Origin of the sequence: Streptomyces sp. NPDC058326 (assembly GCF_042879855.1) — a bacterium.
In the GTDB taxonomy this organism is placed as follows: domain Bacteria; phylum Actinomycetota; class Actinomycetes; order Streptomycetales; family Streptomycetaceae; genus Streptomyces.
In genome coordinates this window covers 1-22,125 of the sequence record NZ_JBHVZO010000011.1, presented here as the reverse complement: position 1 = coordinate 22,125, position 22,125 = coordinate 1, and the positions used below count along the sequence as shown (strand labels likewise).

21 protein-coding genes are annotated in these 22,125 nt (G+C 72.8%); 12 read left to right on the top strand and 9 right to left on the bottom strand.

From position 1 onward, the window contains the following. Positions 1-31: 31 nt before the first annotated feature. The gene (locus ACFVYX_RS20820) at positions 32-826 is read left to right on the top strand and encodes a chaplin (protein WP_389682885.1); all 795 of its coding nucleotides are present in this window, start codon (positions 32-34) and stop codon (positions 824-826) included. Between the two features lie 47 nt (positions 827-873). On the opposite strand, the gene ACFVYX_RS20815 is transcribed toward ACFVYX_RS20820, so the two are convergent. The 3 genes from ACFVYX_RS20815 to ACFVYX_RS20805 all read right to left on the bottom strand — a co-directional run bounded on the left by ACFVYX_RS20815 (position 874) and on the right by ACFVYX_RS20805 (position 3,351). Beyond that, positions 874-1,563, bottom strand: coding sequence for a DUF2293 domain-containing protein (locus ACFVYX_RS20815; protein WP_389682884.1), 690 nt, complete (start codon positions 1,561-1,563; stop codon positions 874-876). 14 nt (positions 1,564-1,577) lie between these two features. After that, positions 1,578-2,036 carry a hypothetical protein gene (locus ACFVYX_RS20810; protein WP_389682883.1) on the bottom strand — a complete coding sequence of 153 codons (459 nt, stop codon included), beginning with the start codon at positions 2,034-2,036 and terminating at the stop codon, positions 1,578-1,580. Between the two features lie 103 nt (positions 2,037-2,139). Beyond that, positions 2,140-3,351: a pyridoxal phosphate-dependent aminotransferase gene (locus tag ACFVYX_RS20805; RefSeq protein ID WP_389682882.1), complete on the bottom strand. Its 1,212-nt coding sequence runs from the start codon at positions 3,349-3,351 to the stop codon at positions 2,140-2,142. Between the two features lie 91 nt (positions 3,352-3,442). Here ACFVYX_RS20805 and ACFVYX_RS20800 point away from each other — a divergent pair, with 91 nt between their 5' ends. Next, entirely contained in the window at positions 3,443-4,120 is a 678-nt protein-coding gene (locus ACFVYX_RS20800; protein ID WP_389682881.1) for a winged helix-turn-helix transcriptional regulator, read from the top strand. A gap of 66 nt (positions 4,121-4,186) precedes the next feature. Here ACFVYX_RS20800 and ACFVYX_RS20795 read toward each other — a convergent pair whose 3' ends face one another. Both ACFVYX_RS20795 and ACFVYX_RS20790 read right to left on the bottom strand, forming a co-directional pair. After that, a complete protein-coding gene (locus tag ACFVYX_RS20795; protein ID WP_389682880.1) occupies positions 4,187-4,543 on the bottom strand; it encodes a MerR family transcriptional regulator in 357 nt (118 codons plus the stop codon). A 26-nt stretch (positions 4,544-4,569) separates the two neighbouring features. Continuing rightward, positions 4,570-5,322, bottom strand: coding sequence for an SDR family NAD(P)-dependent oxidoreductase (locus tag ACFVYX_RS20790; RefSeq protein ID WP_389682879.1), 753 nt, complete (start codon positions 5,320-5,322; stop codon positions 4,570-4,572). A 137-nt stretch (positions 5,323-5,459) separates the two neighbouring features. Here ACFVYX_RS20790 and ACFVYX_RS20785 point away from each other — a divergent pair, with 137 nt between their 5' ends. Continuing rightward, positions 5,460-6,095 carry a uridine kinase gene (locus ACFVYX_RS20785; RefSeq protein ID WP_389682878.1) on the top strand — a complete coding sequence of 212 codons (636 nt, stop codon included), beginning with the start codon at positions 5,460-5,462 and terminating at the stop codon, positions 6,093-6,095. A 14-nt stretch (positions 6,096-6,109) separates the two neighbouring features. On the opposite strand, the gene ACFVYX_RS20780 is transcribed toward ACFVYX_RS20785, so the two are convergent. Continuing rightward, positions 6,110-7,024 carry a carbohydrate kinase family protein gene (locus ACFVYX_RS20780; protein ID WP_389682877.1) on the bottom strand — a complete coding sequence of 305 codons (915 nt, stop codon included), beginning with the start codon at positions 7,022-7,024 and terminating at the stop codon, positions 6,110-6,112. Then, complete coding sequence (locus ACFVYX_RS20775) at positions 7,021-7,989, bottom strand: pseudouridine-5'-phosphate glycosidase (protein ID WP_389682876.1); 969 nt, start codon at positions 7,987-7,989, stop codon at positions 7,021-7,023. The genes ACFVYX_RS20780 and ACFVYX_RS20775 overlap by 4 nt, the downstream gene beginning before the upstream one ends. A gap of 272 nt (positions 7,990-8,261) precedes the next feature. Here ACFVYX_RS20775 and ACFVYX_RS20770 point away from each other — a divergent pair, with 272 nt between their 5' ends. From ACFVYX_RS20770 to ACFVYX_RS20755, 4 genes are all read left to right on the top strand, one after another. Continuing rightward, positions 8,262-8,618 carry a cupin domain-containing protein gene (locus tag ACFVYX_RS20770; protein WP_389682875.1) on the top strand — a complete coding sequence of 119 codons (357 nt, stop codon included), beginning with the start codon at positions 8,262-8,264 and terminating at the stop codon, positions 8,616-8,618. Between the two features lie 388 nt (positions 8,619-9,006). Continuing rightward, on the top strand, positions 9,007-10,350 hold the full coding sequence (locus ACFVYX_RS20765) for a discoidin domain-containing protein (RefSeq protein WP_389682874.1): 1,344 nt from the start codon (positions 9,007-9,009) through the stop codon (positions 10,348-10,350). Continuing rightward, positions 10,350-11,633, top strand: coding sequence for an MFS transporter (locus ACFVYX_RS20760; protein WP_389682873.1), 1,284 nt, complete (start codon positions 10,350-10,352; stop codon positions 11,631-11,633). The genes ACFVYX_RS20765 and ACFVYX_RS20760 overlap by 1 nt, the downstream gene beginning before the upstream one ends. A gap of 87 nt (positions 11,634-11,720) precedes the next feature. Next, positions 11,721-12,716 carry a TolB family protein gene (locus tag ACFVYX_RS20755; RefSeq protein WP_389682872.1) on the top strand — a complete coding sequence of 332 codons (996 nt, stop codon included), beginning with the start codon at positions 11,721-11,723 and terminating at the stop codon, positions 12,714-12,716. Positions 12,717-12,723: 7 nt separating this feature from the next. On the opposite strand, the gene ACFVYX_RS20750 is transcribed toward ACFVYX_RS20755, so the two are convergent. Then, positions 12,724-14,016 carry an MFS transporter gene (locus tag ACFVYX_RS20750; protein ID WP_389682871.1) on the bottom strand — a complete coding sequence of 431 codons (1,293 nt, stop codon included), beginning with the start codon at positions 14,014-14,016 and terminating at the stop codon, positions 12,724-12,726. A 66-nt stretch (positions 14,017-14,082) separates the two neighbouring features. After that, a complete protein-coding gene (locus tag ACFVYX_RS20745) occupies positions 14,083-14,649 on the bottom strand; it encodes a methylated-DNA--[protein]-cysteine S-methyltransferase (RefSeq protein WP_389682870.1) in 567 nt (188 codons plus the stop codon). Positions 14,650-14,907: 258 nt separating this feature from the next. Between ACFVYX_RS20745 and ACFVYX_RS20740 the strand changes: the two genes are divergently transcribed. The 5 genes from ACFVYX_RS20740 to ACFVYX_RS20720 all read left to right on the top strand — a co-directional run bounded on the left by ACFVYX_RS20740 (position 14,908) and on the right by ACFVYX_RS20720 (position 22,081). Next, positions 14,908-15,807: an MHYT domain-containing protein gene (locus tag ACFVYX_RS20740; RefSeq protein WP_389682869.1), complete on the top strand. Its 900-nt coding sequence runs from the start codon at positions 14,908-14,910 to the stop codon at positions 15,805-15,807. A gap of 40 nt (positions 15,808-15,847) precedes the next feature. After that, positions 15,848-17,977 (top strand): excinuclease ABC subunit UvrB, encoded by a 2,130-nt coding sequence (gene uvrB / locus ACFVYX_RS20735; RefSeq protein WP_389682868.1) that lies wholly within the window; start codon positions 15,848-15,850, stop codon positions 17,975-17,977. 141 nt (positions 17,978-18,118) lie between these two features. Then, on the top strand, positions 18,119-18,697 hold the full coding sequence (locus ACFVYX_RS20730) for a TerD family protein (RefSeq protein ID WP_389682867.1): 579 nt from the start codon (positions 18,119-18,121) through the stop codon (positions 18,695-18,697). Positions 18,698-18,820: 123 nt separating this feature from the next. Next, complete coding sequence (locus ACFVYX_RS20725) at positions 18,821-20,839, top strand: TerD family protein (protein ID WP_389682866.1); 2,019 nt, start codon at positions 18,821-18,823, stop codon at positions 20,837-20,839. A 234-nt stretch (positions 20,840-21,073) separates the two neighbouring features. Continuing rightward, the gene (locus ACFVYX_RS20720) at positions 21,074-22,081 is read left to right on the top strand and encodes a TerC family protein (protein ID WP_389682865.1); all 1,008 of its coding nucleotides are present in this window, start codon (positions 21,074-21,076) and stop codon (positions 22,079-22,081) included. Positions 22,082-22,125 lie beyond the last annotated feature (44 nt).

Sequence of the window (22,125 nt, the reverse complement as noted above, 5' to 3'; positions counted from 1 at the left end):
GCCCGTGCACACCTCCGGAAGGCAGGAAGCCATGAGGCAGATTCGCCGAAGTGGTCTGGCCACATTGTTGGTCACGGGTGGAGCGCTCGCCCTCTCGGCGGGCGCCGCGCACGCCGACGCCGGCGCGCAGGGCGCCGCAGTCGGTTCGCCGGGCATCGGCTCCGGCAACACGGTTCAGCTGCCGGTGCACGCCCCGGTCAACGTCTGTGGGAACACGGTCAACGTCGTCGGCCTGCTCAACCCGGCCTTCGGCAACAGCTGTGCCAACCACTCCGCCGAGCAGGAGCCCGAGGGCTACGGCTCGGGCGACGGCGGCGGCCGTTCCCACAAGGACCAGCCCGGTACCCCGCGCGGCGGCGAGCAGGCCGGCGGCTCCCAAGGCGGCGGCACGCAGGGTGGTTCCTCCAACGGCGGCGGGTCCACCGCCGAGGGCCGTACCGCCGGCTCGCCCGGCATCCTCTCCGGGAACGGGCTCCAGCTGCCGGTCGACCTCCCCGTGAACGTCAGCGGGAACTCGGTCAACGTCGTCGGCCTGCTCAACCCGGTCTTCGGCAACACCTCGGTCAACGGCCCGTCGAAGCCGGCGCCGCCGATCGAGAGGCCGACGCCGCGCCCGCAGACCCCCGTCCGGAACGTGCCGGTCCCGCAGACGGAGACCGAGACGGAGAAGCCCGCCCCGGCCCCCGCGCCGCAGGGTGTGAAGGGCCCGGCGCTGGCCGCCACCGGTTCGGACACCCTCGGGTACGCCGCCGGCGCGAGCGCCGCGCTGCTGCTCGGCGGCGCCCTGCTGTACCGTCGCGCGCGCCGCGCCGGAGACCAGGCCTGACGGTCCCGGCCTCGCGGACCGGCCGAGGCGCGCTGACACCCGAGCCGTCAGCCGTGTCCCCGGCCATGAGCGTCCTCGCCGCCGCGACGCCAGGCCCGGAGCACCGCCTCGATGGCGGGAGCGACCCTCGTCCGGGCCTGGTGCCGTGGAACTCCCCGCATCAGGAGGGTGTCGTACGGCGTGTCGACATGCCGTACGGAGGCGCGCACCGCGGCCGTGACGGCGCCGCGGTCGAGGGAGCGGCCCGCGGCCGTGCGCCCCACCCGTCCGCTGCCCTTCGCCGAGGCGTGGAGCGCGATCTCCGTGGCCCGGTCCGCCGAAATGGAGGGGAAGAGCCGCAGGATCTCCGCCCGGAGGACCTCGGTGATCTCCGCGTCCAGGGCCGCGCGCCGTACCGCGTCCCTGGCCCGCCGCCTGGCCCGCGCGTCGGCGTCCGCCAGGCAGGCCAGCTCCGCCTCGGCGAGCGCCGCCTCCTCGACGAGGAGGCCCTGTCGTTCGTATCGGGTACGGCGCCGGTTGTGCCGTACCACCACGGCCCAGAGCGTGCTGCGTTCACGGGCCCGGCGGGTGAGCGCCGTGTCGCCACGGCGCAGGAAGACCAGATGCCCGAGGTCGGCGCAGTCCAGACAGACCGGGGCGTTGAACTCGACGATCATCCGTTCCAGCGGGCCCTGCCGGCACTCCGAGCAGCGGCGGCGCCTGAGCGGTTCGACGACGACGGGTGCGACGAGGTCCATGTCCGCCGTCCCGGTCAGCGGACGCCGGGCGCGGCGGCGGAGATGAACAGGGCGAGCGCCTCCTTCGCCTGCGCGGAGCGACGGGCGCGCTCCGCCTCCCCCTCCGCCTCGTGCATGCAGTGGGTCTGCTCGAAGGCCGCCTCGGCGAGCCGGCGGATGTGCGCGTCGTCGCAGACCAACTGGACGCGGAAGAGCGCCTGCCGGGCGGTGGTGCGCTGCCGGTAGGAGGCGTGCCGGGACTCCTCCGCCTCCTCCGATCCGGGCTCCTTGAAGGCCCGGAACCAGCGGTCGTTCTGGCTGCGGCGGTAGTCCACGACCGCCCCCGCGTAGGCGCTGTAGGCCGCGATCCGCTCCTGGCGGAGCTGTTCGGTCCGGGCGAGCGAGGCTGTGCGCTCGGTGGCCCGCCCCTGGAACCAGTGGGTGGCGATGACGCCCAACAGGGTTCCCGCCACCGCTATCAGCGCCACGTCCATGACCGGCCGCCCTCCCGTCCCCCCGGCCGTCGGTGACCGGTTCCCTCGTCGGGTCCGAAGATCTTTCGGACTGTCAGATCATGACAGCCGGGAGGGCGGTACGTCACTGCCGGTAGCCGCTCAGGAAGCGGCCGATGCGGCTGATCGCGGCGTCGAGGTCGTCGGCGTACGGCAGGGTCAGAATGCGGAAGTGGTCGGGGCGCGGCCAGTTGAAGCCGGTTCCCTGGACGACCTGGATCTTCTCCCGCAGGAGCAGGTCGAGGACGAACTTCTCGTCGTCGTGGATCTTGTGCACGGCGGGGTCCAGACGAGGGAAGGCGTACAGCGCTCCCTTCGGCTTCACGCAGGAGACGCCGGGGATCTCGTTGAGCTTCTCCCAGGCCCGGTCGCGCTGTTCGCGGAGCCTGCCGCCCGGGGCGGTCAGCTCGTGGATGGACTGACGGCCGCCGAGCGCGGCCTGGATGGCGTACTGGGCGGGGGCGTTGGGGCAGAGCCGCATGGAGGCGAGCATGGTGAGTCCCTCCAGGTAGTTCCTGGCGTGCTGCCTCGGACCGGTGACGACCAGCCAGCCGGAGCGGAATCCCGCCACCCGGTATGTCTTGGACAGCCCCCCGAAGGTGAGGACGACCAGGTCGGGGGCGAGGGACGCGGCCGGGTGGTGGACGGCGTCGTCATAGACGATCTGGTCGTAGATCTCGTCGGCGAAGACCATCAGGCCGTGGCGGCGGGCGAGATCGAGGATGCCTTCGACGATCTCCTTCGGATAGACCGCGCCGGTGGGGTTGTTGGGGTTGATGATGACCACGGCCCGGGTCCGGTCGGTGATCCTCGACGCCATGTCGTCGAGGTCCGGGTACCAGTCGGCCGACTCGTCGCACAGGTAGTGCACGGCCTTGCCGCCGGCGAGGGTGGTGACCGCCGTCCACAGTGGGAAGTCGGGGGCGGGGATCAGGACCTCGTCGCCGTCCTCCAGGAGGGCCTGCACGGCCATGGAGACGAGTTCGGAGACGCCGTTGCCGAGGAACACGTCGTCGACGTCGACCTCCGGCAGCCCCATGGCCTGGTAGCGCTGGGCCACGGCGCGGCGGGCGGACAGGATGCCGCGCGAGTCGGTGTACCCGTGGGCCTTGGGGAGCATCCGGATCATGTCCTGGACGATCTCCTCGGGCGCCTCGAAGCCGAAGAGCGCCGGATTGCCGGTGTTGAGGCGCAGGACGCTGTGGCCCGCCTCCTCCAGCGCGTTGGCGTGCTCGATGACCGGGCCCCGGATCTCGTAACAGACCTCGCTCAGCTTGCTCGACTGCCGGAACTCCATGTCCGACCTCCCCAGGTCCCCGGAATCAGTGTTGCTTGGTTTTACCAAGTTCGAGCTTGGAAAGTCCAACAACATGTCTAGACTGCGTCGCATGCCACGTCAGCCACGCCGCCGCAGCTACGACCAGCATTGCGCCGCCGCGCGCGCCCTCGACCTCGTCGGCGACCGCTGGACCCTGCTCGTCGTCCGCGAACTCCTCGCCGGACCGCGCCGCTACACCGACCTCCACGCCGACCTGCCCGGCGTCAGCACCGACATGCTCGCCGGCCGCCTCAAGGACATGGAGGGCGCCGAGCTCGTCACCCGCCGCCGACTGCCCCCGCCCGCCTCGGCGTTCGTGTACGAACTCACCCCACGCGGGCGGGACCTGCTGCCCGTGCTGCGCACCCTCGCCGCCTGGGGAGCGCCCGACCTGGGCGAACCGCGGCCCACCGACGCCGTCCGCGCGCACTGGTACGCCATCCCGCTGCTCGGGGCGCTCGTCGAACTGGGCGAGGGAGTCGTCCAGGTGAGCCTGGACGAGGGCGAGTTCCACGTACGGGTGGGGGGCGACGGAAGCGTTTCGTACGGGGACGGGGTGTACGGGGCGGGTACGGCGGAGCTGCCCGACGCGCGGCTGCGGACCGACACGGCGACCTGCCGGGCCCTCGCGGCCGGGGAGCTGACGCTCACCGAGGCGATCGCCTCGGGCCGAGCCGCCCTCGAACGGACCGTGCGGGGTGCCGGGCCCGCTGACCGCTTTCCGGCCTCGGGAGGTCGGGTCCGCTGACAGCCTTCCGGCCTCGGGAGGTCGGGTCCGCCGGATCCGATGACCGCGTTCCGGCCAACCGCGGGGTCAGGCGCTGTCGGACGCGGCGGCCAAGGTGCGGGCGAGCCGGTCCCGAGCCGCGGTCTGCGCCGCGATCCGCGCGTCGAGCACGGCGAGGCGCTCGCGGGCGATCTCCAGACCGCGAGGTGACGGCGGGGCCGCCGGCAGGTCCCCGTCGAGGCAGGAACGGAACGCGGACACGTCCTCCAGGGTCAGCCCCGCGTCCAGCAGGTACCGGATGTTCGCCACCCGCGCGACAGCGCCCTCCCCGTACACCCGGTAGCCGTTGACGGCCCGGTCCGACGAGATCAGTCCCGCCGTCTCGTAATGGCGCAGCGCGCGGGGTGACACCCCGGTCCGCCGGGCCAGTTCACCGATGCGCAAGGGCGCCACCTCCTCACACAGTCGTATCACGTGACCAGCGCGCCTCCGTCGACGGGCAGCACCGTGCCGGTCAGGAAGGCGGCTTCCGGCGCGGCCAGCGCGGTGATCGCCCAGGCGACCTCCTCGGGCCTGCCGATCCGGCCCAGCGGTGTGTGCGCGAGCTGCCACGCCCGCACCGCCTCCAGCTGCTCGGGGGAGAGGCCCATGTGGTCCCCGATCGGGGTCTCGATCGCGCCGGGGGCGACCGCCACCACCCGCACGCCGTCGGGCGCCAGTTCCACCGCCCAGCACCGGGTCAGGGTCTCCAGGGCGCTCTTGGTCGCCGGATAGACGGAGTTGGACGGCCAGCCGCGCTGGCCGATCGCCGTCGTCACGTTCACGACGATGCCCCGGGACTCCCGGAGCGCGGGGACGGCGGTCTGGGTGAGCAGGACCGGGGCGACGAGGTTGGTCTCCAGGAGCGGGGTGATCACGGAGCGGTCGAGGGTGCCCAGCGGACCGCCCGCGGCGATGCCCGCGTTGTTGACGAGCACGTCGAGCCGGCCGTGGTCGCTCAGGGCGGTACGGACGATCTCCTCGGCCGCGCCCTCCGCCGTGACGTCGGCGACGCACGGACGGATCCGCGGATGCCCGTCGGCGGTCTCGCGGAGGGGCTCCCTCCTGCGGCCCACGGCGATGACCGTGGCCCCCTGTCCGGCGAACGCCCGGGCGGTGGCCCGGCCGATACCGGTGCCCGCGCCGGTGACGACAACGACTCTGGTGGGTGTGGTGGTATCCATGAGTCCGATGGTCGAACTGTGACGCCAGTGACAAGGTCAAGCCGTGAGGTGCGATCGGTGCTCGCAGTCCGTCCCCGGCCGCTCGCGCGCGGTCCCGGCGACGGCGGTCCCGTGCGTCTGCGGGCAGGATGAGTGGGATGCGATACGAGGCGATCACCTGGGAGCGGCTGGCGGAGACACTCGCCGGGCACATCGACGCGGCCACCCCCGGGGACGGCGGCGACTGGGTCAAGGTCGGCATCGACGGTCCGCCCGCCGCACTCGGTGACGACCTCGCCCGGCTGCTCGCCGAGGCGCTGCGGGAGCGCGGGCGCTCCGTCCATGTCGTGGGGACCGCCGGCTTTCTGCGGCCCGCGTCGCTCCGGTACGAGTACGGGAAGCGGGACCCCGACGCGTACTACGACGGGTGGACCGACATCAAGGCCCTGTGGCGGGAGGTGTTCGGCCCGCTGGAGCCCGGCGGCACGGGGCGCGTGCTGCCCGACCTGTGGGACCCGGCGCGGGACCGCGCGACCCGCAGCCCGTACGTCACGCTGCCGCCGGGCGGGATCCTCGTGGTGCACGGGCCCTTTCTGCTCGGGCACTGGTTCCCCTTCGACCTCACCGTGCACCTGAGGCTCTCGGCCGCCGCCCTCGCGCGGCGCACCGAGGAGGCCTGGACCCTGCCGGCCTTCGCCCGGTACGAGACGGAGGTCGACCCCGGTGCAGCCGCCGACGCCGTCGTACGCGCCGACGACCCCCGCCACCCGGCCTGGACGGGGATCGGGCGGTAGCGGCACGGCTTCGGTCAGGCCTCGCCGCGCCGGTCCGGTGGGCGGCCGCCCACCACCGCGACCGCTTCCGCGCCCGCGCGACAGCCTGCCTCGGCGGCCTTCGCCGCGTCCGCGCCCGCCAGCAGGGCGGCCAGGAACGCCCCGCTGAACGCGTCGCCCGCGCCCGTCGAGTCCACCGGCCGCACCCGCGGCGCCGTCACCCGCGCGGTGACCGCGCCGCCCTCGGCGACCAGCGCGCCCGCCGCCCCGAGGGTGACCACGACCAGAGGGAAGAGACGGCTCAACTCCGCGGCCGCCTCCTCCGGGCCGGTACGTCCGGTGAGCGACCGGGCCTCGTCGGCGTTGGGCAGCAGGATCTCGGCGCCCGCCGCCGACGCCAGGAACCGGTCCACGCCCAGTTCGGTCAGGAACCCCGACGACGCCGGGTCCACGCTCACCGGGACCCCCGCGTCCAGGGCGTCCCGCAGCGCCCGCCGGGCCGTCTCATGGCTCGGCGCGGCGAAGAACAGGTAGCCGGAGAGATGGAGCCGGGCAACCCCGTCGAGGAGGGCGGGGGACCAGTCGCCTGGGGAGAGGCGCAGGGCGGCGCCGCTGTCCGTCAGGAAGGTGCGCTCCGCCGAGGAGTCCACGAGCGCGATCACGGTGGCCGTCGCCGCCTCCGTGTCCGGAACGAGCAGGGGGCGCACGCCCGCGCGCCGCAGCGCCCGCTCGTGCCAGGCCGCCGCGTCCGTGCCCACCCGGCCGAGCAGCCGCACCTCTCCGCACCCGGAACGCGCCGCCCAGCAGGCCGCGTTGGCGCCCGCGCCGCCCGGCAGGGTCCGGATCGTCGCCGCCGTGTCCGTGGCTGGGGAGAGTGGCGTCCGGTGCCGGGCGACGACATCCGTGACCACGTCACCGACGACGAGCAGCGCGCCCGCCGCGCGGCTCACCGGCCGCCCGCGCCGGGCGCCGTCGCCCCCGAGGCGCGCGGTCCCGTGCCGGGTGCCGTCCCCGCGCCGTACGCTCCCGCGATTCTCGCCGCGAGCCGCACATTGCCCCGTACCGCCGCCAGGTTGGCCTCCAGGGACGCACCCTCCGTGTGCACCGTCAGATACTCCAGCAGGAACGGCGTCACCCCCTGGCCTGTGATCCCCTTCTCCTTCGCCGCCGCCAGGCCGCCGGCGAGCACCCGGTCGTGGAGCGCGGGATCCAACTGCTCGGTCACCGGGACGGGGTTGGCGACGACGAGCGCCGCCCTCGGTTCGCCGAGCCGGTCCTGCGCCCGTATCACCCCCGCCACCTCCTCGGGGGTCCGCAGGGTCCAGTCGACGGGTTCACCCGATGAGGAGAGATAGAAGCCGGGGAAGTGCTCCGTGCCGTATCCGACGACCGTCACCCCCAGGGTCTCCAGGCGCTGGAGCGTCGCGGGCACGTCGAGGATCGACTTGACCCCGGCGCACACGACGGTGATCCCGACCCGGGCGAGCAGCCGCAGGTCGGCGGACTCGTCCTGGGTCTCGGTCCACTCGCGGTGCACGCCGCCGAGGCCGCCGGTCGCGAACACCCGTATGCCGGCCGCGTCGGCGAGCCGGGCCGTCGCCGAGACCGTCGTCGCCCCGGTCGCGTCGGTCGCGAGGGCCGGAGCAAGGTCGCGGTGTCCGAGCTTGCGCACCGCGGGGTCCTCGGCGATCCGGGTCAGCGCCGCCCGGTCGAGGCCGACCCTGGCCGTGCCGTCGACCACGGCGATGGTGGCGGGGACGGCGCCCCCTGCGCGTACCAGCCCCTCCAGTTCCAGGGCCACGGCCAGGTTGCGCGGGCGCGGCAGGCCGTGGGCGATGATCGTCGATTCCAGCGCGACGACCGGACGCCCCTCGTGGAGCGCCTCCCGTACCTCTTCGGACACCTGTATGGACATGTCCCATTCCTGGCGCGACCGCGCGCCCCGCAAACCTCGGTGGCGCCCACCGGCCACTCGGGCGACGGTGCCTTCGGAATCCGTCACGGGGGCCGGCGCGGTCGCCCCAGCCGGGCGGCCCACCCGCCGGATGCCGCGCCGAGGCGCGGGTACGGATTCCGTCGTCTTCCCGGGATGCGGGCATCGTGCCTGGTGAGAGCCCAAGCGGAGGGCTGTCGTCCATCCGGTCCCGGCCTCGGGGCGGCCCTGGACCCCCGCTACAGTCACCGCCCATGACGACACATGACCAGCCCTCCTTCGCCGTGCACATCCCCGACGCGGAGCTCGAGGCGGAGCCACTCGATCCCGGCCAGATCGTCTCCGGCACACCCGAGGTGACGGGCAAGGTGCTGTGGGAGTCGGCCGACGGCAAGCAGCTGCGCGGCATCTGGCAGATCACGCCCGGCGTCGTCACCGACACCGAGGCCAACGAGCTCTTCGTGGTGGTCTCCGGCCGGGCGACCGTCGCCGTCGAGGGCGGGGAGACCCTGGAGATCGGGCCCGGTGACGCCTGCGTGCTGCGCGAGGGCGACCGGACGACCTGGACCGTGCACGAGACCCTGCGCAAGGCGTACCACATCAGCCTCTGAGGCCGGGAGATCGCCTGGCGGGGGCTCCGAAGTGCCCAGGATCCGTGGGTGGTTGGCCCCGAACCCGTGGGTGGCTGCCCCCCGGATCCACGGATGGTCGGCGCCGGATTCATGGATGGTCGAAGGTCTGGTAGGAAACCTTCCTATCGGCTAGCATCCCCGGCAGCGGCTTGGCGCGGCGACCCGTCCCCAGGGCGTGACGCGCTCAGTGAGAGCTCTGACCCGGCCGCCGAGCACCACCCCGCCGCGTGGCGCCCCGCATCGCCACCCGGCCGGCCGCCCGCGTCCGCATCCCGCGGCACAGGCGCCCGTCCGCGCCGTGCGGCCGGTCCGTGGTGCGCCGCACCGGTGTCCAGCTCTCGCCACCCCACAGGCCAGGGAGCCAGGTATGCGCCTGAACGCCTCCGCCCCACCCCGCCCCACCGCCCCCAACCGACTGCCCCTCGTCCTCACCGCCGTCCTGATGCTCGTCGGCGGACTCCTGCTCGCCCTCCCGGACCGGGCCGGAGCCGCCGCCGACGTCCTCATCTCCCAGGGCCGGCCGGCCACGTCCTCCTCCGTCGAGGACAGCACGTTCGGCCCGGAGAAGGCCTTCGACGGCGTCTCCACCACTCGCTGGGCCAGCGCCGAAGGCATCGACCCGCAGTGGATCCGGGTCGACCTCGGCCCCTCCGCCACCGTCTCCCGCGTCAAGCTCGTCTGGGAGGTCGCCCACGCCAAGGCGTACCGCGTCGAGATCTCCGCCGACGGCACCACCTGGACCGGCCTCGCCACCGAGACGGCGGGCAACGGCGGCACGGACGACTGGACCGGCCTCACCGGGACCGGCCGCTACCTGCGTGTGTACGGGACGGCGCGCGGCACCCCGTACGGCTACTCGCTCTACACGGTAGAGGTCTACGGCACCGCCGGCACCACACCCCCGCCCACCGGCGCCTTCACCGTCGTCGCGGCCGGCGACATCGCCGCCCAGTGCACGGCATCCAGCAGCTCCTGCGCCCACCCGAAGACCGCCGCCCTCGCCCAGCGGATCGCGCCGTCCTTCTACCTGACGATGGGTGACAACCAGTACGACGACGCCCGGCTCTCCGACTTCCGCAACTACTACGACAAGACGTGGGGAGCCTTCAAGGCGAAGACCCGGCCCGTGCCGGGCAACCACGAGTCCTACGACCCCGCGGGCGCGTTCGCCGGCTACAAGTCGTACTTCGGCTCCATCGCCTACCCGCAGGGCAAGCCGTACTACAGCTACGACCAGGGCAACTGGCACTTCATCGCCCTCGACTCCAACTCCTTCGACGACTCCGCGCAGATCCAGTGGCTCAAGGACGACCTCGCGCGGAACACCAAGGGCTGCGTCGCCGCCTACTTCCACCACCCGCTGTACTCCTCGGGCGGCCACGGCAACGACCCCGTCTCCAAGCCCGTCTGGCAGATCCTCTACGCGGCCAAGGCCGACCTGGTGCTCAACGGCCACGACCATCACTACGAGCGGTTCGCCCCGCAGAACGCGAGCGGGCAGGCCGCGGCCGACGGCATCGTCGAGATCGTCGGCGGCATGGGCGGCGCCGAGCCGTACGACATCGAGACGGTCCAGCCCCACAGCCAGAAGCGGATCAGCGGAACGTACGGCGTGCTGAAGCTCGACCTCACCGACACCACCTACACCTGGCAGTACGTCGGCACCGACAACCTGGTGAAGGACTCCGGCCCGACCTACACCTGCCACTGATGTACCTCGCGACCACCGGTCGCCGCGACGCGCCGCCCGCCCCCTCGGGGGTCCGGCGGCGCGTCCCCGGCACCGTCCTCGCCCTCGGCGCGGTCAGCCTGGTCACCGACGTCTCCTCGGAGATGGTGACCGCGGTCCTGCCGCTCTACCTGGTCCTCGGACTCGGTCTCTCCCCGCTCCAGTTCGGGCTGCTCGACGGCCTCTCCACGGGTGCCACCGCGCTCGTACGGCTCCTCGGCGGCACCGCCGCCGACCGCGGCGGACGACACAAGCAGGTCGGCGGACTCGGCTACGCCCTCTCCGCCTGCTCCCGGCTCGGCCTCCTCCTCGCGGGCGGCGCGACCGGTTGGATCGCCACCGCCATCGCCGCCGACCGGCTCGGCAAGGGCGTCCGCACCGCCCCGCGCGACGCCCTGATCACCCTGCACAGCCCACCCGATGATCTGGGGCGCGCCTTCGGAACCCACCGCGCCATGGACACCACCGGCGCCCTCCTCGGCCCCCTGGCCGCCTTCGCCCTGCTGTGGGCGACGGCAGACGCGTACGACGCCGTCTTCGCCGTCAGCTTCTGCGTCGGAGCGTTCGGCGTCCTCCTCTGGGTGCTGCTCGTCCCCGGGCGGGCGCGGGAGGCGGCGCCGAGGCCGGCCGGGCCGGCGGCGCCACGCGCGCGTGGCGGGCTCCTCGCCGGACTGCGCTCGCCCGGCTACCGGCGGATCGTGCTCTGCGCCGGTCTCCTCGGTGCCGCCACCGTCGGCGACTCGTTCCTCTATCTGCTGCTCCAGCGGCGGCTGGAGTTCGACGCGACCTGGTTCCCGTTCCTGCCGCTCGGCGCCGCCGCCGTCTACCTCCTGCTCGCCGTCCCCGCCGGACGCCTCGCCGACCGGATCGGGCGGCGAGGACCCCTCCTGTACGGGCACGGGGCCCTGCTCCTCGCCTACGGACTGCTCCTGACCCCGCTGCCCGACGCGGCGGTCCTCCTGGGCGTCCTCGCCCTGCTCGGGGTCTTCTACGCCGCCACCGACGGCGTCCTGATGGCCCTGACCGGCCCCTTCCTGACCGAGGGACGGCAGGCGGGCGGCCTCGCGCTCGTCCAGACCGCCCAGGCGCTCGCCCGGCTGGGAGCCGCCGTCGCCTTCGGCGCCGTCTGGACCGCGGCAGGACCGGAGGCCGCCCTCGTCGCGGCTCTCCTCGCCCTCACGGCGGCTCTCGTCTGCGCCGCCCGCCTGCTGCCCGCCACCGCACCGGAGCGGGACGCCCCGCGGCCACCGGCCGATGCCCCCTAGGGGGTGTCTCGTCGATCAGGCCGGGCTCGCGGCGTCCGGCCTGATCGACAAGACACCCCCTAGCCCTCCGAGAGGACCGACTGACCCATGCCTGCCCTGACCGGCGCCCGCCCGTCCATCCACGCGCGCGCGTGGATCCTCGTACTCGCCCTCCTGCTGCTCGGGGGCGGAGCCACCGCCTACACCCTGCGGGCGGCCTCGGGCCGTGAGGCCGCGGCCACGGGCACCGCGGACCCCGGCTTCACCCTCGACGGCGGCGCCGACGCCCTCCACGTCCGTGACACCGCGAGCGGCCGCGTCGCCCGCCTGGATCCGTCCGCACCCGGCGGGCGGGTCGTGGGCGGCCCCTCCTGCGACCGCTTCCACGCGGCCGGCGGGACGGCCCTCTGCCTCCAGCGCCGGCCGGGCGTGCCGGCCCGCTCGTACGCCCTCGTGCTCGACCGGCGACTGCGCGAGGTGCGCCGCGTCGGCCTGCCGGGCATCCCCAGCCGGGCCCGGGTCTCCGCCTCGGGGAACCTGCTCTCCTGGACGATGTTCGCGACCGGTGACTCCTATGCCCGTTCGTCCTTCTCCACCCGCACGTCCATCCTCGACCTGCGCACCGGCTACCTGGTCAAGAACATGGAGCAGATCCCCCTCACCCTGGGCGGGCGCCGCTACCACGCCCCCGACGTCAACTACTGGGGCGTCAGCTTCGCCGCGGACGACAACCGCTTCTACGCCACCGTCTCGACGGCGGGCCGCACGCACCTCGTCGAGGGGGACCTGCGGAACTGGTCGGCCCGGGCCCTGCGGGAGAACGTCGAATGCCCTTCGCTCTCCCCGGACGGCACCAGGATCGCCTTCAAGAAGCGGGTGTCCGACGGGCCGCGCGAGCCGTGGCGGCTGTACGTGTACGAGCTTGCCACCGGGCGCGAACACGCGGTCGCCGAGCGGCGCGGCATCGACGACCAGGCGCTGTGGACGGACCACGCCACCCTGGCGTACGGATACGGGGGAGAGGTCTGGACGGTGCCCGCCGACGGCACGGGAGCCCCGCGCCGACTGGCGCGCGCGGCGTCCTCGCCGACGGTGCCGCGCTGACCCGGGATCAGTCCTTCCGGAACGAGCCGCGGAGCGCGAGCGCCGCCATCGGCAGCAGCAGACACGCGGCGATCGCGTTCAGCGGCCCGTAGCCCGCCTTCGCGACGATCAGGCCCGCCGCGAGGCCGCCGAGTCCGGCGGCGGTGTTCATGATGAAGTCGGAGAGCCCCTGGACCGCCGCCCGCGCGGCGGTCGGCACCGAGTCCGTGAGCAGCGCCGAGCCGGACACCAGACCGGCCGACCAGCCCAGGCCGAGGACGAAGAGGCCGAGGGCGGTCCTGCCGTGACTCGGTCCCGCCGTGCCCGCGACGAGCGCCGCCACCCCGATCAGCCCGACCGCGAGCCCGATCACCGACAGCCTTCCCAGCCGGTCGGACAGCCAGCCCATCAGGGGCGAGAAGGCGTACATGCCCGCGATGTGCCCGCTGATCACGAGCCCGACCAGCTGGATGTCCGCGCCGTGGTGGGTGAGCGCCACCGGAGTCATCGACATGATCGACACCATCGCGGTGTGCGAACCGGCGACGGTGACGAGGGCGAGGCGGGCCCGCGGGGACTCCCGTACCGCCCGCATCCCGGCGCGCAGCGAACGCTCCTCCGCCGCCTCGCCGGCCCCGGCCTCGGTCAGCGCGCGGGCGGCGAGGAGCGGGTCGGGGCGGAGCAGCAGCGCCACCACGGCCGCGGCGATCACGAAGACGCCGGCGGCCCAGACGAAGGGGCCGGCGGCGGCCGGTATCCCGAGGCCCGAGACGCTCTCGCCGGCCGGCGCGGCGATGTTCGGCCCGAGCACCGCCCCGATGGTGGTCGCCCACACGACCGTGGAGATGGCCCGTGCCCTGCGGTCCGGTTCGGCCAGGTCGGCGGCGGCGAAGCGGGCGGCCAGGTTCGCCGATGACCCCGCGCCGAAGCCGACGAGTCCGACGAGCAGCAGGGGGAAGCTCGCGACGACCGCCCCGAGTACCGCCACCCCGGCCCCGAGGGCTCCGATCAGGTACGCGAGGACGAGCCCGGCCCGGCGTCCCCGCGAGGCCATCAGGGCGGCCAGCGGCATGGCGAGCAGCGCGGGACCCGCCACCGTCGCCGTCGACGCCAGACCGGACAGGGCCTCGGAGCCGCTGACGTCCCTGGCGAGGACGGCGGACAGCGCGACGCCGGTGGCGATGCCGAGGCCTCCGAGGATCTGGGTGGCGATGAGCACGGCCTGGATCCGCCGGCGGAGCGCGGGCAGCGCGGCGACGGTGACGGACAGATGCCCGGAGAGGGTGGTGTCAGGGGCGTCGGGGGTGTTGGTCACTGACATGAGTGTGCCAGCCGCCCCACCCCAGGGGAACGCCCCCACCCGGCTCGGCGGAACGACCAGCTCCGCTCAGAACAGCGGTGCGGGCAGCACGCCCTCAAGGGCCAGCAACCGCCGCTTGGTCTCCAGACCGCCTCCGAAGCCCCCGAGCCCGCCGTCGCTCTCCACCACCCGGTGGCACGGCACCACCACCGGCAGCGGATTGGAACCCATCGCGGCCCCGACCGCCTGCGCCGCGCCCGGCTGCCCCACGCGCCGCGCCAGCTCCCCGTACCCCACGGTCGTGCCGTACGGCACGCCGACCGCCAGCTCGCGCAGCACCTGCCGGTTGAACCCGGCCGTCAGGCTCCAGTCCAGAGGCAGTCCGACATCGCCGGGCTCGCCCGCGAAGTACCGGTCGAGACGACGTATCGCGCCCGCGAGCAGTCCCGAGGCGCGCTCCACCGGCTCCGCGCCGAGCTGCCCCGCGAGCCGGGCGAGCATCCGCTCCCGGCGCGCCGCGTCGGCGTGGAACTCGACCCGCACGAGCCCGCGCGCGGTCGCGGCGAGGAAGAGCGGCCCGATGGCGCTCTCCATGACCGTCCACTCCGCCGGGACGGCCCGCTCGCCGCCCGTCGGCCCCGCTTCGATGTCCATGCCGCCCACGGTACGACCCGCCACTGACAGCGGGACCGGGACGGGGAACTCGTCGAGCTCGGCTCGATCACCGTGGTCGGCGAGATCACGGAGCCCGGCAAGATCACGGACTGGTCTCGCTCCGGTCTCACGAACAGCAATTCCCCGGTCGCGTGCTCGCGAAGCCCCCCGCGCGCCATAATCTCGCCCCGGTAGCAGTACCCAGCGGTACCGACTGTTTTCGGACGACGTTGCACCAGGGGTGGAGGGCACACGCTCATGCAGGGCACGGTCGACGGATTCAGCTACGGCCTCGTCACGCCGGTGGCCGCCTTTCTCATGGCGTGCCTGGGCGGCGCCCTCGGCCTCCGGTGCACGACGAGATCGCTCCGCCACCGCGACAGCTTCAAGGCGGGCTGGCTCGCCCTCGGCGCCACCTCGATCGGCACCGGCATCTGGACCATGCACTTCATCGCCATGATGGGCTTCTCCGTCCACCAGGCCTCCATCCAGTACGACCGGCCCATCACCTTCGCCAGCCTCGGCGTCGCCGTCGTCATGGTCGGGATCGGCATCTTCATCGTCGGATACCGCGGAGCCACCGCGCTCACCCTGGTCACCGGCGGCACCATCACCGGTCTGGGCGTGGCCACCATGCACTACCTGGGAATGGCCGGTATGCGCCTCCAGGGGCGTATCGAATACGACACGCTCACCGTCGCGCTCTCCGTGGTCATCGCCGTCGTGGCCGCCACCGCGGCCCTCTGGGCGGCCGTCTCCGTCCATGGGTTTCTGGCCAGTCTGGGTGCGAGCCTGGTGATGGGCGTCGCCGTCAGTGGTATGCACTACACCGCCATGTCGGCGGTCAGCGTCCATCTGCACGGCACCGAGCCGACGACCGGCACCGGCGACGACGCCACCTCGCTGCTGCTGCCGATGCTGATCGGTCCGGCGGTCTTCCTCATCCTCGCCGCCGTCGTCGTCATGTTCGACCCGCTGCTCGTGATGGGCGATCCGGACTGGCGGGGCCCCGCGGCCCGGACCCCGCACCGCCCCGGCGTGCCCGCGCCCCGCCACGTCCCGTCCTACGGCGAGCCCGCCAACTGGACCTCCCGGCCCCCCGGCCGCGCCGCCCGCGGGACCGCCGCCAGGGGCGGCCACCGCTCCCAGGACTGGTGATCACCGCCCGAGTGTCAGTGCCGGGTCGTACGGTGGTTGCATGCGGCCCGTTTCCAAGATCGAACGTTCGGTGGCGCCCTTCGAGGTCGTCAGTGACTACAAGCCCAGCGGCGACCAGCCGGCGGCCATCGCCGACCTGGAGCGGCGTATCCGCGCGGGCGAGAAGGACGTCGTGCTCCTCGGTGCCACCGGCACCGGAAAGTCGGCCACCACCGCCTGGATGATCGAGAAGCTCCAGCGCCCCACCCTGGTGATGGCGCCGAACAAGACGCTGGCCGCCCAGCTGGCGAACGAGTTCCGCGAGCTCCTGCCGAACAACGCGGTGGAGTACTTCGTCTCGTACTACGACTACTACCAGCCCGAGGCGTACGTGCCGCAGTCGGACACGTACATCGAGAAGGACTCCTCCATCAACGAGGAGGTGGAGCGGCTCCGCCACTCCGCGACGAACTCCCTGCTCACCCGCAGGGACGTCATCGTGGTCGCCTCCGTCTCCTGCATCTACGGCCTCGGCACACCCCAGGAGTACGTGGACCGGATGGTCCCGCTGAAGGTCGGCGAGGAGCTCGACCGCGACCAGCTGCTCCGCCGCTTCGTCGACATCCAGTACACGCGGAACGACCTGGCGTTCACCCGCGGCACCTTCCGCGTCCGCGGCGACACCATCGAGATCTTCCCGGTGTACGAGGAGCTCGCCGTCCGCATCGAGATGTTCGGCGACGAGATCGAGGCCCTCTCCACCCTCCACCCGCTCACCGGCGAGGTCATCAGCGAGGACCGTGAGCTGTACGTGTTCCCCGCCAGCCACTACGTCGCGGGCCCCGAGCGCATGGAGCGCGCGGTCAACGACATCGAGCGGGAGCTGGAGGGCCGGCTCGCCGAGCTCGACAAGCAGGGCAAGCACCTGGAGTCGCAGCGGCTGCGCATGCGGACCACCTACGACCTCGAGATGATGCGCCAGATCGGCTCCTGCTCCGGCATCGAGAACTACTCGATGCACTTCGACGGACGCGAGCCCGGCTCCGCGCCCAACACCCTCCTCGACTACTTCCCCGAGGACTTCCTGCTCGTCATCGACGAGTCGCACGTCACCGTGCCGCAGATCGGCGCCATGTACGAGGGCGACGCCTCCCGCAAGCGGACGCTCGTCGACCATGGCTTCCGGCTCCCGTCCGCCCTCGACAACCGCCCGCTGAAGTGGGAGGAGTTCCAGCAGCGGATCGGCCAGACCGTCTACCTCTCCGCGACCCCCGGGACGTACGAGCTCTCGCGGGGCGACGGCTTCGTCGAGCAGATCATCCGTCCCACCGGCCTCGTCGACCCCGAGGTCGTCGTCAAGCCCACCGAGGGCCAGATCGACGACCTGGTCCACGAGATCCGGCTGCGCACCGAGCGCGACGAGCGGGTCCTCGTCACCACCCTCACCAAGAAGATGGCCGAGGACCTCACCGACTACTTCCTGGAGCTCGGCATCCAGGTGCGCTATCTGCACAGCGACGTCGACACCCTGCGCCGTATCGAGCTCCTCCGCGAGCTGCGCGCCGGCGACTATGACGTCCTGGTCGGCATCAACCTGCTCCGCGAGGGCCTCGACCTTCCCGAGGTCTCCCTCGTGGCCATCCTCGACGCCGACAAGCAGGGCTTCCTGCGGTCCGGCACCTCCCTGATCCAGACGATCGGCCGCGCCGCCCGGAACGTCTCGGGACAGGTCCACATGTACGCGGACCGGATCACCCCGGCGATGGAGCAGGCCATCGACGAGACCAACCGGCGCCGTGAGAAGCAGATCGCGTACAACACGGAGCACGGCATCGACCCGCAGCCGCTCCGCAAGAAGATCAACGACATCGTCGCGACCATCGCACGCGAGGAGATCGACACCGAGGAGCTGCTCGGCACCGGCTACCGCCAGGCGAAGGAGGGCAAGGGTGCCAAGGCTCCCGTCCCCGCGCTCGCCGCGCACGGCGTCAAGGGCAGGGGCAAGGCCGGATCCACCGTGGAGCTCGGCGACCGGCCCGCGACCGAACTGGCCGCGATCATCGAGGAGATGACCGACCGGATGCGCGCGGCCGCCGCCGAGCTGCAGTTCGAGGTGGCGGCCCGGCTCCGCGACGAAGTGGGAGAGCTGAAGAAGGAGTTGCGCCAGATGAAGGAGGCGGGACTCGCCTGACCGGACGCGGCCCGGTGTGTTGCAAGACCGACACAAAACCGGACCGCGCCTCCTCGGTGTCAGTGGCGCTGCGTAGGGTGACGGACAACCGCACGCACCGGATCAGCGGGCGCGGGGAACGCTAACGAGAGGGGCAGACGCGTGTCGGTCAACATGACCAAGGGTCAGGCCATCAGCCTGGAGAAGCAGGGCGGGGGCAGTCTCACCCAGGTGCGGATGGGCCTCGGCTGGCAGGCCGCGCCGCGCCGCGGTCTCTTCGGCAAGCGCACGCAGGAGATCGACCTGGACGCCTCGGCCGTCCTCTTCGCGGACAAGCAGCCGGTCGACGTGGTCTTCTTCCGCCACCTCGTCAGCGACGACGGCTCGGTCAAGCACACCGGTGACAACCTCGTCGGCGGCGCCGGTCAGGGCGGGGACGACGAGGCGATCCTCGTCGACCTCCAGCGGGTCCCCGTCCACATCGACACGGTCGTCTTCACGGTGAACTCCTTCACCGGTCAGACGTTCCAGGAGGTGCAGAACGCGTTCTGCCGGATCGTCGACGAGACGAACGGTCAGGAGCTCGCGCGCTACACCCTCGACGGCGGCGGCAACTACACCGCGCAGATCATGGCGAAGGTCCACCGGGTCGGCACCGGCTGGCAGATGACCGCCCTGGGCAACCCGGCCAACGGGCGCACCTTCCAGGACCTCATGCCGTCGATCCTGCCCCACCTGTAGGCGGCCAGCGCGGCCCGCGCGGCCGCACCACAGCTCCCGGCGGCGGCAGCCACCGGGAGCTGTCCCGCATGAACCACACGATGCGCTTCAACCGAGCCCGGAAACGCTGAGGGGACAGAGTCGATGACGGCCGAGCTGGTCCGGGGGCAGAACCACCCCCTGCCCGACACCCGCCTCGAGATCCGGGTGTCGGCCGGTCACCCCGTCCTCGCCGGAGCCAGCCTCGGCGACGAGCAGGGCAGAGTGCCGGGCGCCGAGTGGATCGCGCACCCCGGCGTGCCCTCCCTGCACGGCGTCGAGGTCCCAGGGCAGGCCGCCGCCGACCATCGCCTGACCATCGACCTGGAAGCGGTCCCCGGGGCCGTCCACCGCGTCTCCGTCCTTCTGGCGCTGCCCGGACCGCGTGACGGCGGGGCCGCCCGTTTCGGGGCCGTCGCGGCCCCGTTCGTCACCGTCTCCGGTCTCGACGGCGCCGAGATCGCCAGCTACACGATCACCGGCCTCGACACCGAGTCCGCCGTCGTGGCCCTGGAGCTGTACCGGCGCCAGGGCGCCTGGAAGGTCCGGGCCATGGGCCAGGGGTACGAGGGCGGTCTCGCCGCCCTCCTCGGCGACCAGGGCCTGGAGCGCCCCGCCGATCTGGCCGCCTCGATCCTGGCGACGGTCGCCCCGGTAGCCACCCCGCCGCGGCGCGTCCCCGACACGGAGCGCGTACGGCACGCGGCGCCGGTGACGACCCCGGACCCGGCCGCCGCGCAGGCCGTCCAGACGTCCCCGGCCGCCGCGACGGGCACCACCGCACCGACGCCCGCGTCGGGCACCGCCACACCCACCTCCGCGACGGACACCACGCCACCCACCGTGACCGGCGCCGCCACGTCCGCCCCCGCGACGGGCACGGCCGGTGCCGTGCCCTCGGCCGGCACGCACACCGGCGGCCCCATCGACTACGCGCACCCCCGCCGCCGGGCGGCCGCCGCCCCCGCCCCCGAGCCCCGGCAGGAACCGCCCGTGCCGGTCGCCGGGGACGCCTCGGGCTGGTCCATGGACGAGCGGCTGTACAACCAGGTGTGGGGCATGTTCGAGGACCTGGCCCGTACGGCCGCCGCCTACCGCAGCGCCTGCGACTTCGCGGAGTCCCGGTTGGACCGGGAGCTCGACCAGACGCTCTCGGACTACCGCTCCCGGGTCGGGGGCGCGAACGACGCGGCGCGGGCCGCCGCCCGCGCCCGGCACGACGAGCTGGTGGAGCGGGCCCAGGCGGTCCTGGACCGGGACCTCGCCCAGCTCGCCGCCGAGTCCGAGGTCGTCGAACCGGCCCTGCCCGCCGCCTTCGCCCGCTGGGACAACCCCGTCTGGCACGCCTACCGCGTCCCGCCGGGGGAGCCGATGGCCGTCCGCCTCGGCGACCTCCACCTCCCCGAGCGGGCGGATCTGCGGATCCCCATGCTCGTCCGGCTGCCGCTGGAGCGAGGGCTCTGGGTGGACAGCGGCCGGGGCCGCTCCGAGGCGGCCGGGCTCCTCGACGAGACCGAGCTGCGCCGGCTCGCCCTGGACAGCGCCGTCGCGCACACGGCCCGCCTGCTCGCGGCGCATCCGGCTGGGCAGTTCGCCGTCCATGTCGTCGACGCGGCGGGTGCGGGCGCCGCCGCGCTCGCGCCGCTGGTGGACCAGGGTGTCCTCGCGGCCCCGCCGGCCCGGGGCGCGGCCGGGGTGTCGGCGGTCCTGGAGCAGCTCACCGAGCGGGTCGACCTGCTGCAGATGGCGCTGCGGGGCGGCGCCCACGACGCCCTGCCGCCGGGTCTGGACACGGCACGGCAGCTCCTCCTGGTGCACGACTTCCCGCACGGCTTCGACGACCGGGCGGTCACCCGGCTCCGGTACCTCGCCGACGAGGGGCCTTCGGTCGGCGTCCATCTGCTGATGGTCGCGGACCGGGAGGACGCCGCCGCGTACGGGCCGCTGCTCGATCCTCTGTGGCGGTCGCTGCTGCGGCTCACCCCCGTACCCGACGACCACCTCGCCGATCCCTGGGTCGGCCATGCCTGGGCGTACGAGCCTCCGATGCTTCCGCCGGGCAGCGGAGTCCTCCGGCAGGTTCTGGGTCAGGTCGTGGCGGCCCGGCAGGCAAAGCGGCTCTGAGCTGCGCTTTTGGTGGCCCTTTACCCTGCCCTTTACCTTCTCTTGGTCTTTCGGGTAGTCTTCTTGGTGCGGAGGGGAGTACTCCCCATTGCGCGGCGTACCCGTCAATACGGACGGATCCTCATGGATCTGATCCCGGGGCGTCGGCCCGGCGGCCCTCGTCCGTCGCCCGGGTGGAAGAGACCTCCGGCAGCGACGACGCTGATCAAGTAGCCGTACGACGCCGGAGGCGCAGTGGACGTTTCAATGACCCTGTGGGTGCTGACCATTCTCGGTCTGGTCGCCCTCATCGGAGCCGACTTCTTCATCGGGCGGAAGCCCCATGACGTCTCGGTCAAGGAAGCCGGAATCTGGACGATCGTCTGGGTCGTGCTCGCCGTGCTCTTCGGAGTCGGCCTGCTCGTGTTCGGCAACAGCCAGGCGGCCGGGGAGTTCTTCGCCGGCTACGTCACCGAGAAGTCGCTCAGTGTCGACAACCTCTTCGTCTTCATCCTGATCATGGCGAAGTTCTCGGTCCCCTCCCACCTCCAGCAGCGCGTGCTGCTCGTGGGTGTGGTGATCGCCCTGGTCCTCCGCACGATCTTCATCGTCGCGGGCGCCGCGGTCATCGCGAACTTCTCCTGGGTCTTCTACATCTTCGGCGCGTTCCTGATCTACACCGCCTGGAAGCTCATCCAGGAGGCGCGCGCCGATGAGGAGGAGGACGAGTGGGAGGAGAACCGTCTTCTCAAGAGCGTCGAGAAGAAGTTCGGCGTCGCCGACCGGTACCACGGCACCAAGCTGTTCATCCGGAACAACGGCAAGCGGATCATGACCCCGCTCATGATCGTCATGCTCGCCATCGGCACCACCGACATCCTCTTCGCCCTCGACTCGATCCCGGCGATCTTCGGCCTCACCCAGGACCCGTACATCGTCTTCACCGCCAACGCCTTCGCGCTCATGGGTCTGCGCCAGCTGTACTTCCTGATCGGCGGCCTGCTCAAGAAGCTGGTCCACCTCAGCTACGGCCTGTCGGTGATCCTCGGCTTCATCGGCGTGAAGCTCGTGCTGCACGCCCTGCACGAGTCCGGGGTGCACGTCCCGGAGATCTCCATCGGGTTCTCGCTCGCGGTCATCGGCGGTGTCCTGGTGATCACCACGATCACCAGCCTGATCGCCTCCAAGAAGCAGGCGCAGCGGGAAGCCGCCGAGAGCGTGGCCGACGCCGACAGCGCCGAGAAGGACAGCATCGGCGCCTGACGCGGCACACACGGCGACGGCCGGCCGGGGATCTTCCCCCGGCC

Coding starts and splice junctions, on each gene's coding strand:
- ACFVYX_RS20775 (WP_389682876.1), bottom strand. CDS start 7,989: ATGTCCATACAGGTGTCCGAAGAGGTACGGGAGGCGCTCCACGAGGGG.
- ACFVYX_RS20745 (WP_389682870.1), bottom strand. CDS start 14,649: ATGGACATCGAAGCGGGGCCGACGGGCGGCGAGCGGGCCGTCCCGGCG.
- ACFVYX_RS20755 (WP_389682872.1), top strand. CDS start 11,721: ATGCCTGCCCTGACCGGCGCCCGCCCGTCCATCCACGCGCGCGCGTGG.
- uvrB (WP_389682868.1), top strand. CDS start 15,848: ATGCGGCCCGTTTCCAAGATCGAACGTTCGGTGGCGCCCTTCGAGGTC.
- ACFVYX_RS20815 (WP_389682884.1), bottom strand. CDS start 1,563: ATGGACCTCGTCGCACCCGTCGTCGTCGAACCGCTCAGGCGCCGCCGC.
- ACFVYX_RS20740 (WP_389682869.1), top strand. CDS start 14,908: ATGCAGGGCACGGTCGACGGATTCAGCTACGGCCTCGTCACGCCGGTG.
- ACFVYX_RS20790 (WP_389682879.1), bottom strand. CDS start 5,322: ATGGATACCACCACACCCACCAGAGTCGTTGTCGTCACCGGCGCGGGC.
- ACFVYX_RS20785 (WP_389682878.1), top strand. CDS start 5,460: ATGCGATACGAGGCGATCACCTGGGAGCGGCTGGCGGAGACACTCGCC.
- ACFVYX_RS20770 (WP_389682875.1), top strand. CDS start 8,262: ATGACGACACATGACCAGCCCTCCTTCGCCGTGCACATCCCCGACGCG.
- ACFVYX_RS20805 (WP_389682882.1), bottom strand. CDS start 3,351: ATGGAGTTCCGGCAGTCGAGCAAGCTGAGCGAGGTCTGTTACGAGATC.
- ACFVYX_RS20820 (WP_389682885.1), top strand. CDS start 32: ATGAGGCAGATTCGCCGAAGTGGTCTGGCCACATTGTTGGTCACGGGT.
- ACFVYX_RS20750 (WP_389682871.1), bottom strand. CDS start 14,016: ATGTCAGTGACCAACACCCCCGACGCCCCTGACACCACCCTCTCCGGG.
- ACFVYX_RS20725 (WP_389682866.1), top strand. CDS start 18,821: ATGACGGCCGAGCTGGTCCGGGGGCAGAACCACCCCCTGCCCGACACC.
- ACFVYX_RS20810 (WP_389682883.1), bottom strand. CDS start 2,036: ATGGACGTGGCGCTGATAGCGGTGGCGGGAACCCTGTTGGGCGTCATC.
- ACFVYX_RS20760 (WP_389682873.1), top strand. CDS start 10,350: ATGTACCTCGCGACCACCGGTCGCCGCGACGCGCCGCCCGCCCCCTCG.
- ACFVYX_RS20800 (WP_389682881.1), top strand. CDS start 3,443: ATGCCACGTCAGCCACGCCGCCGCAGCTACGACCAGCATTGCGCCGCC.
- ACFVYX_RS20765 (WP_389682874.1), top strand. CDS start 9,007: ATGCGCCTGAACGCCTCCGCCCCACCCCGCCCCACCGCCCCCAACCGA.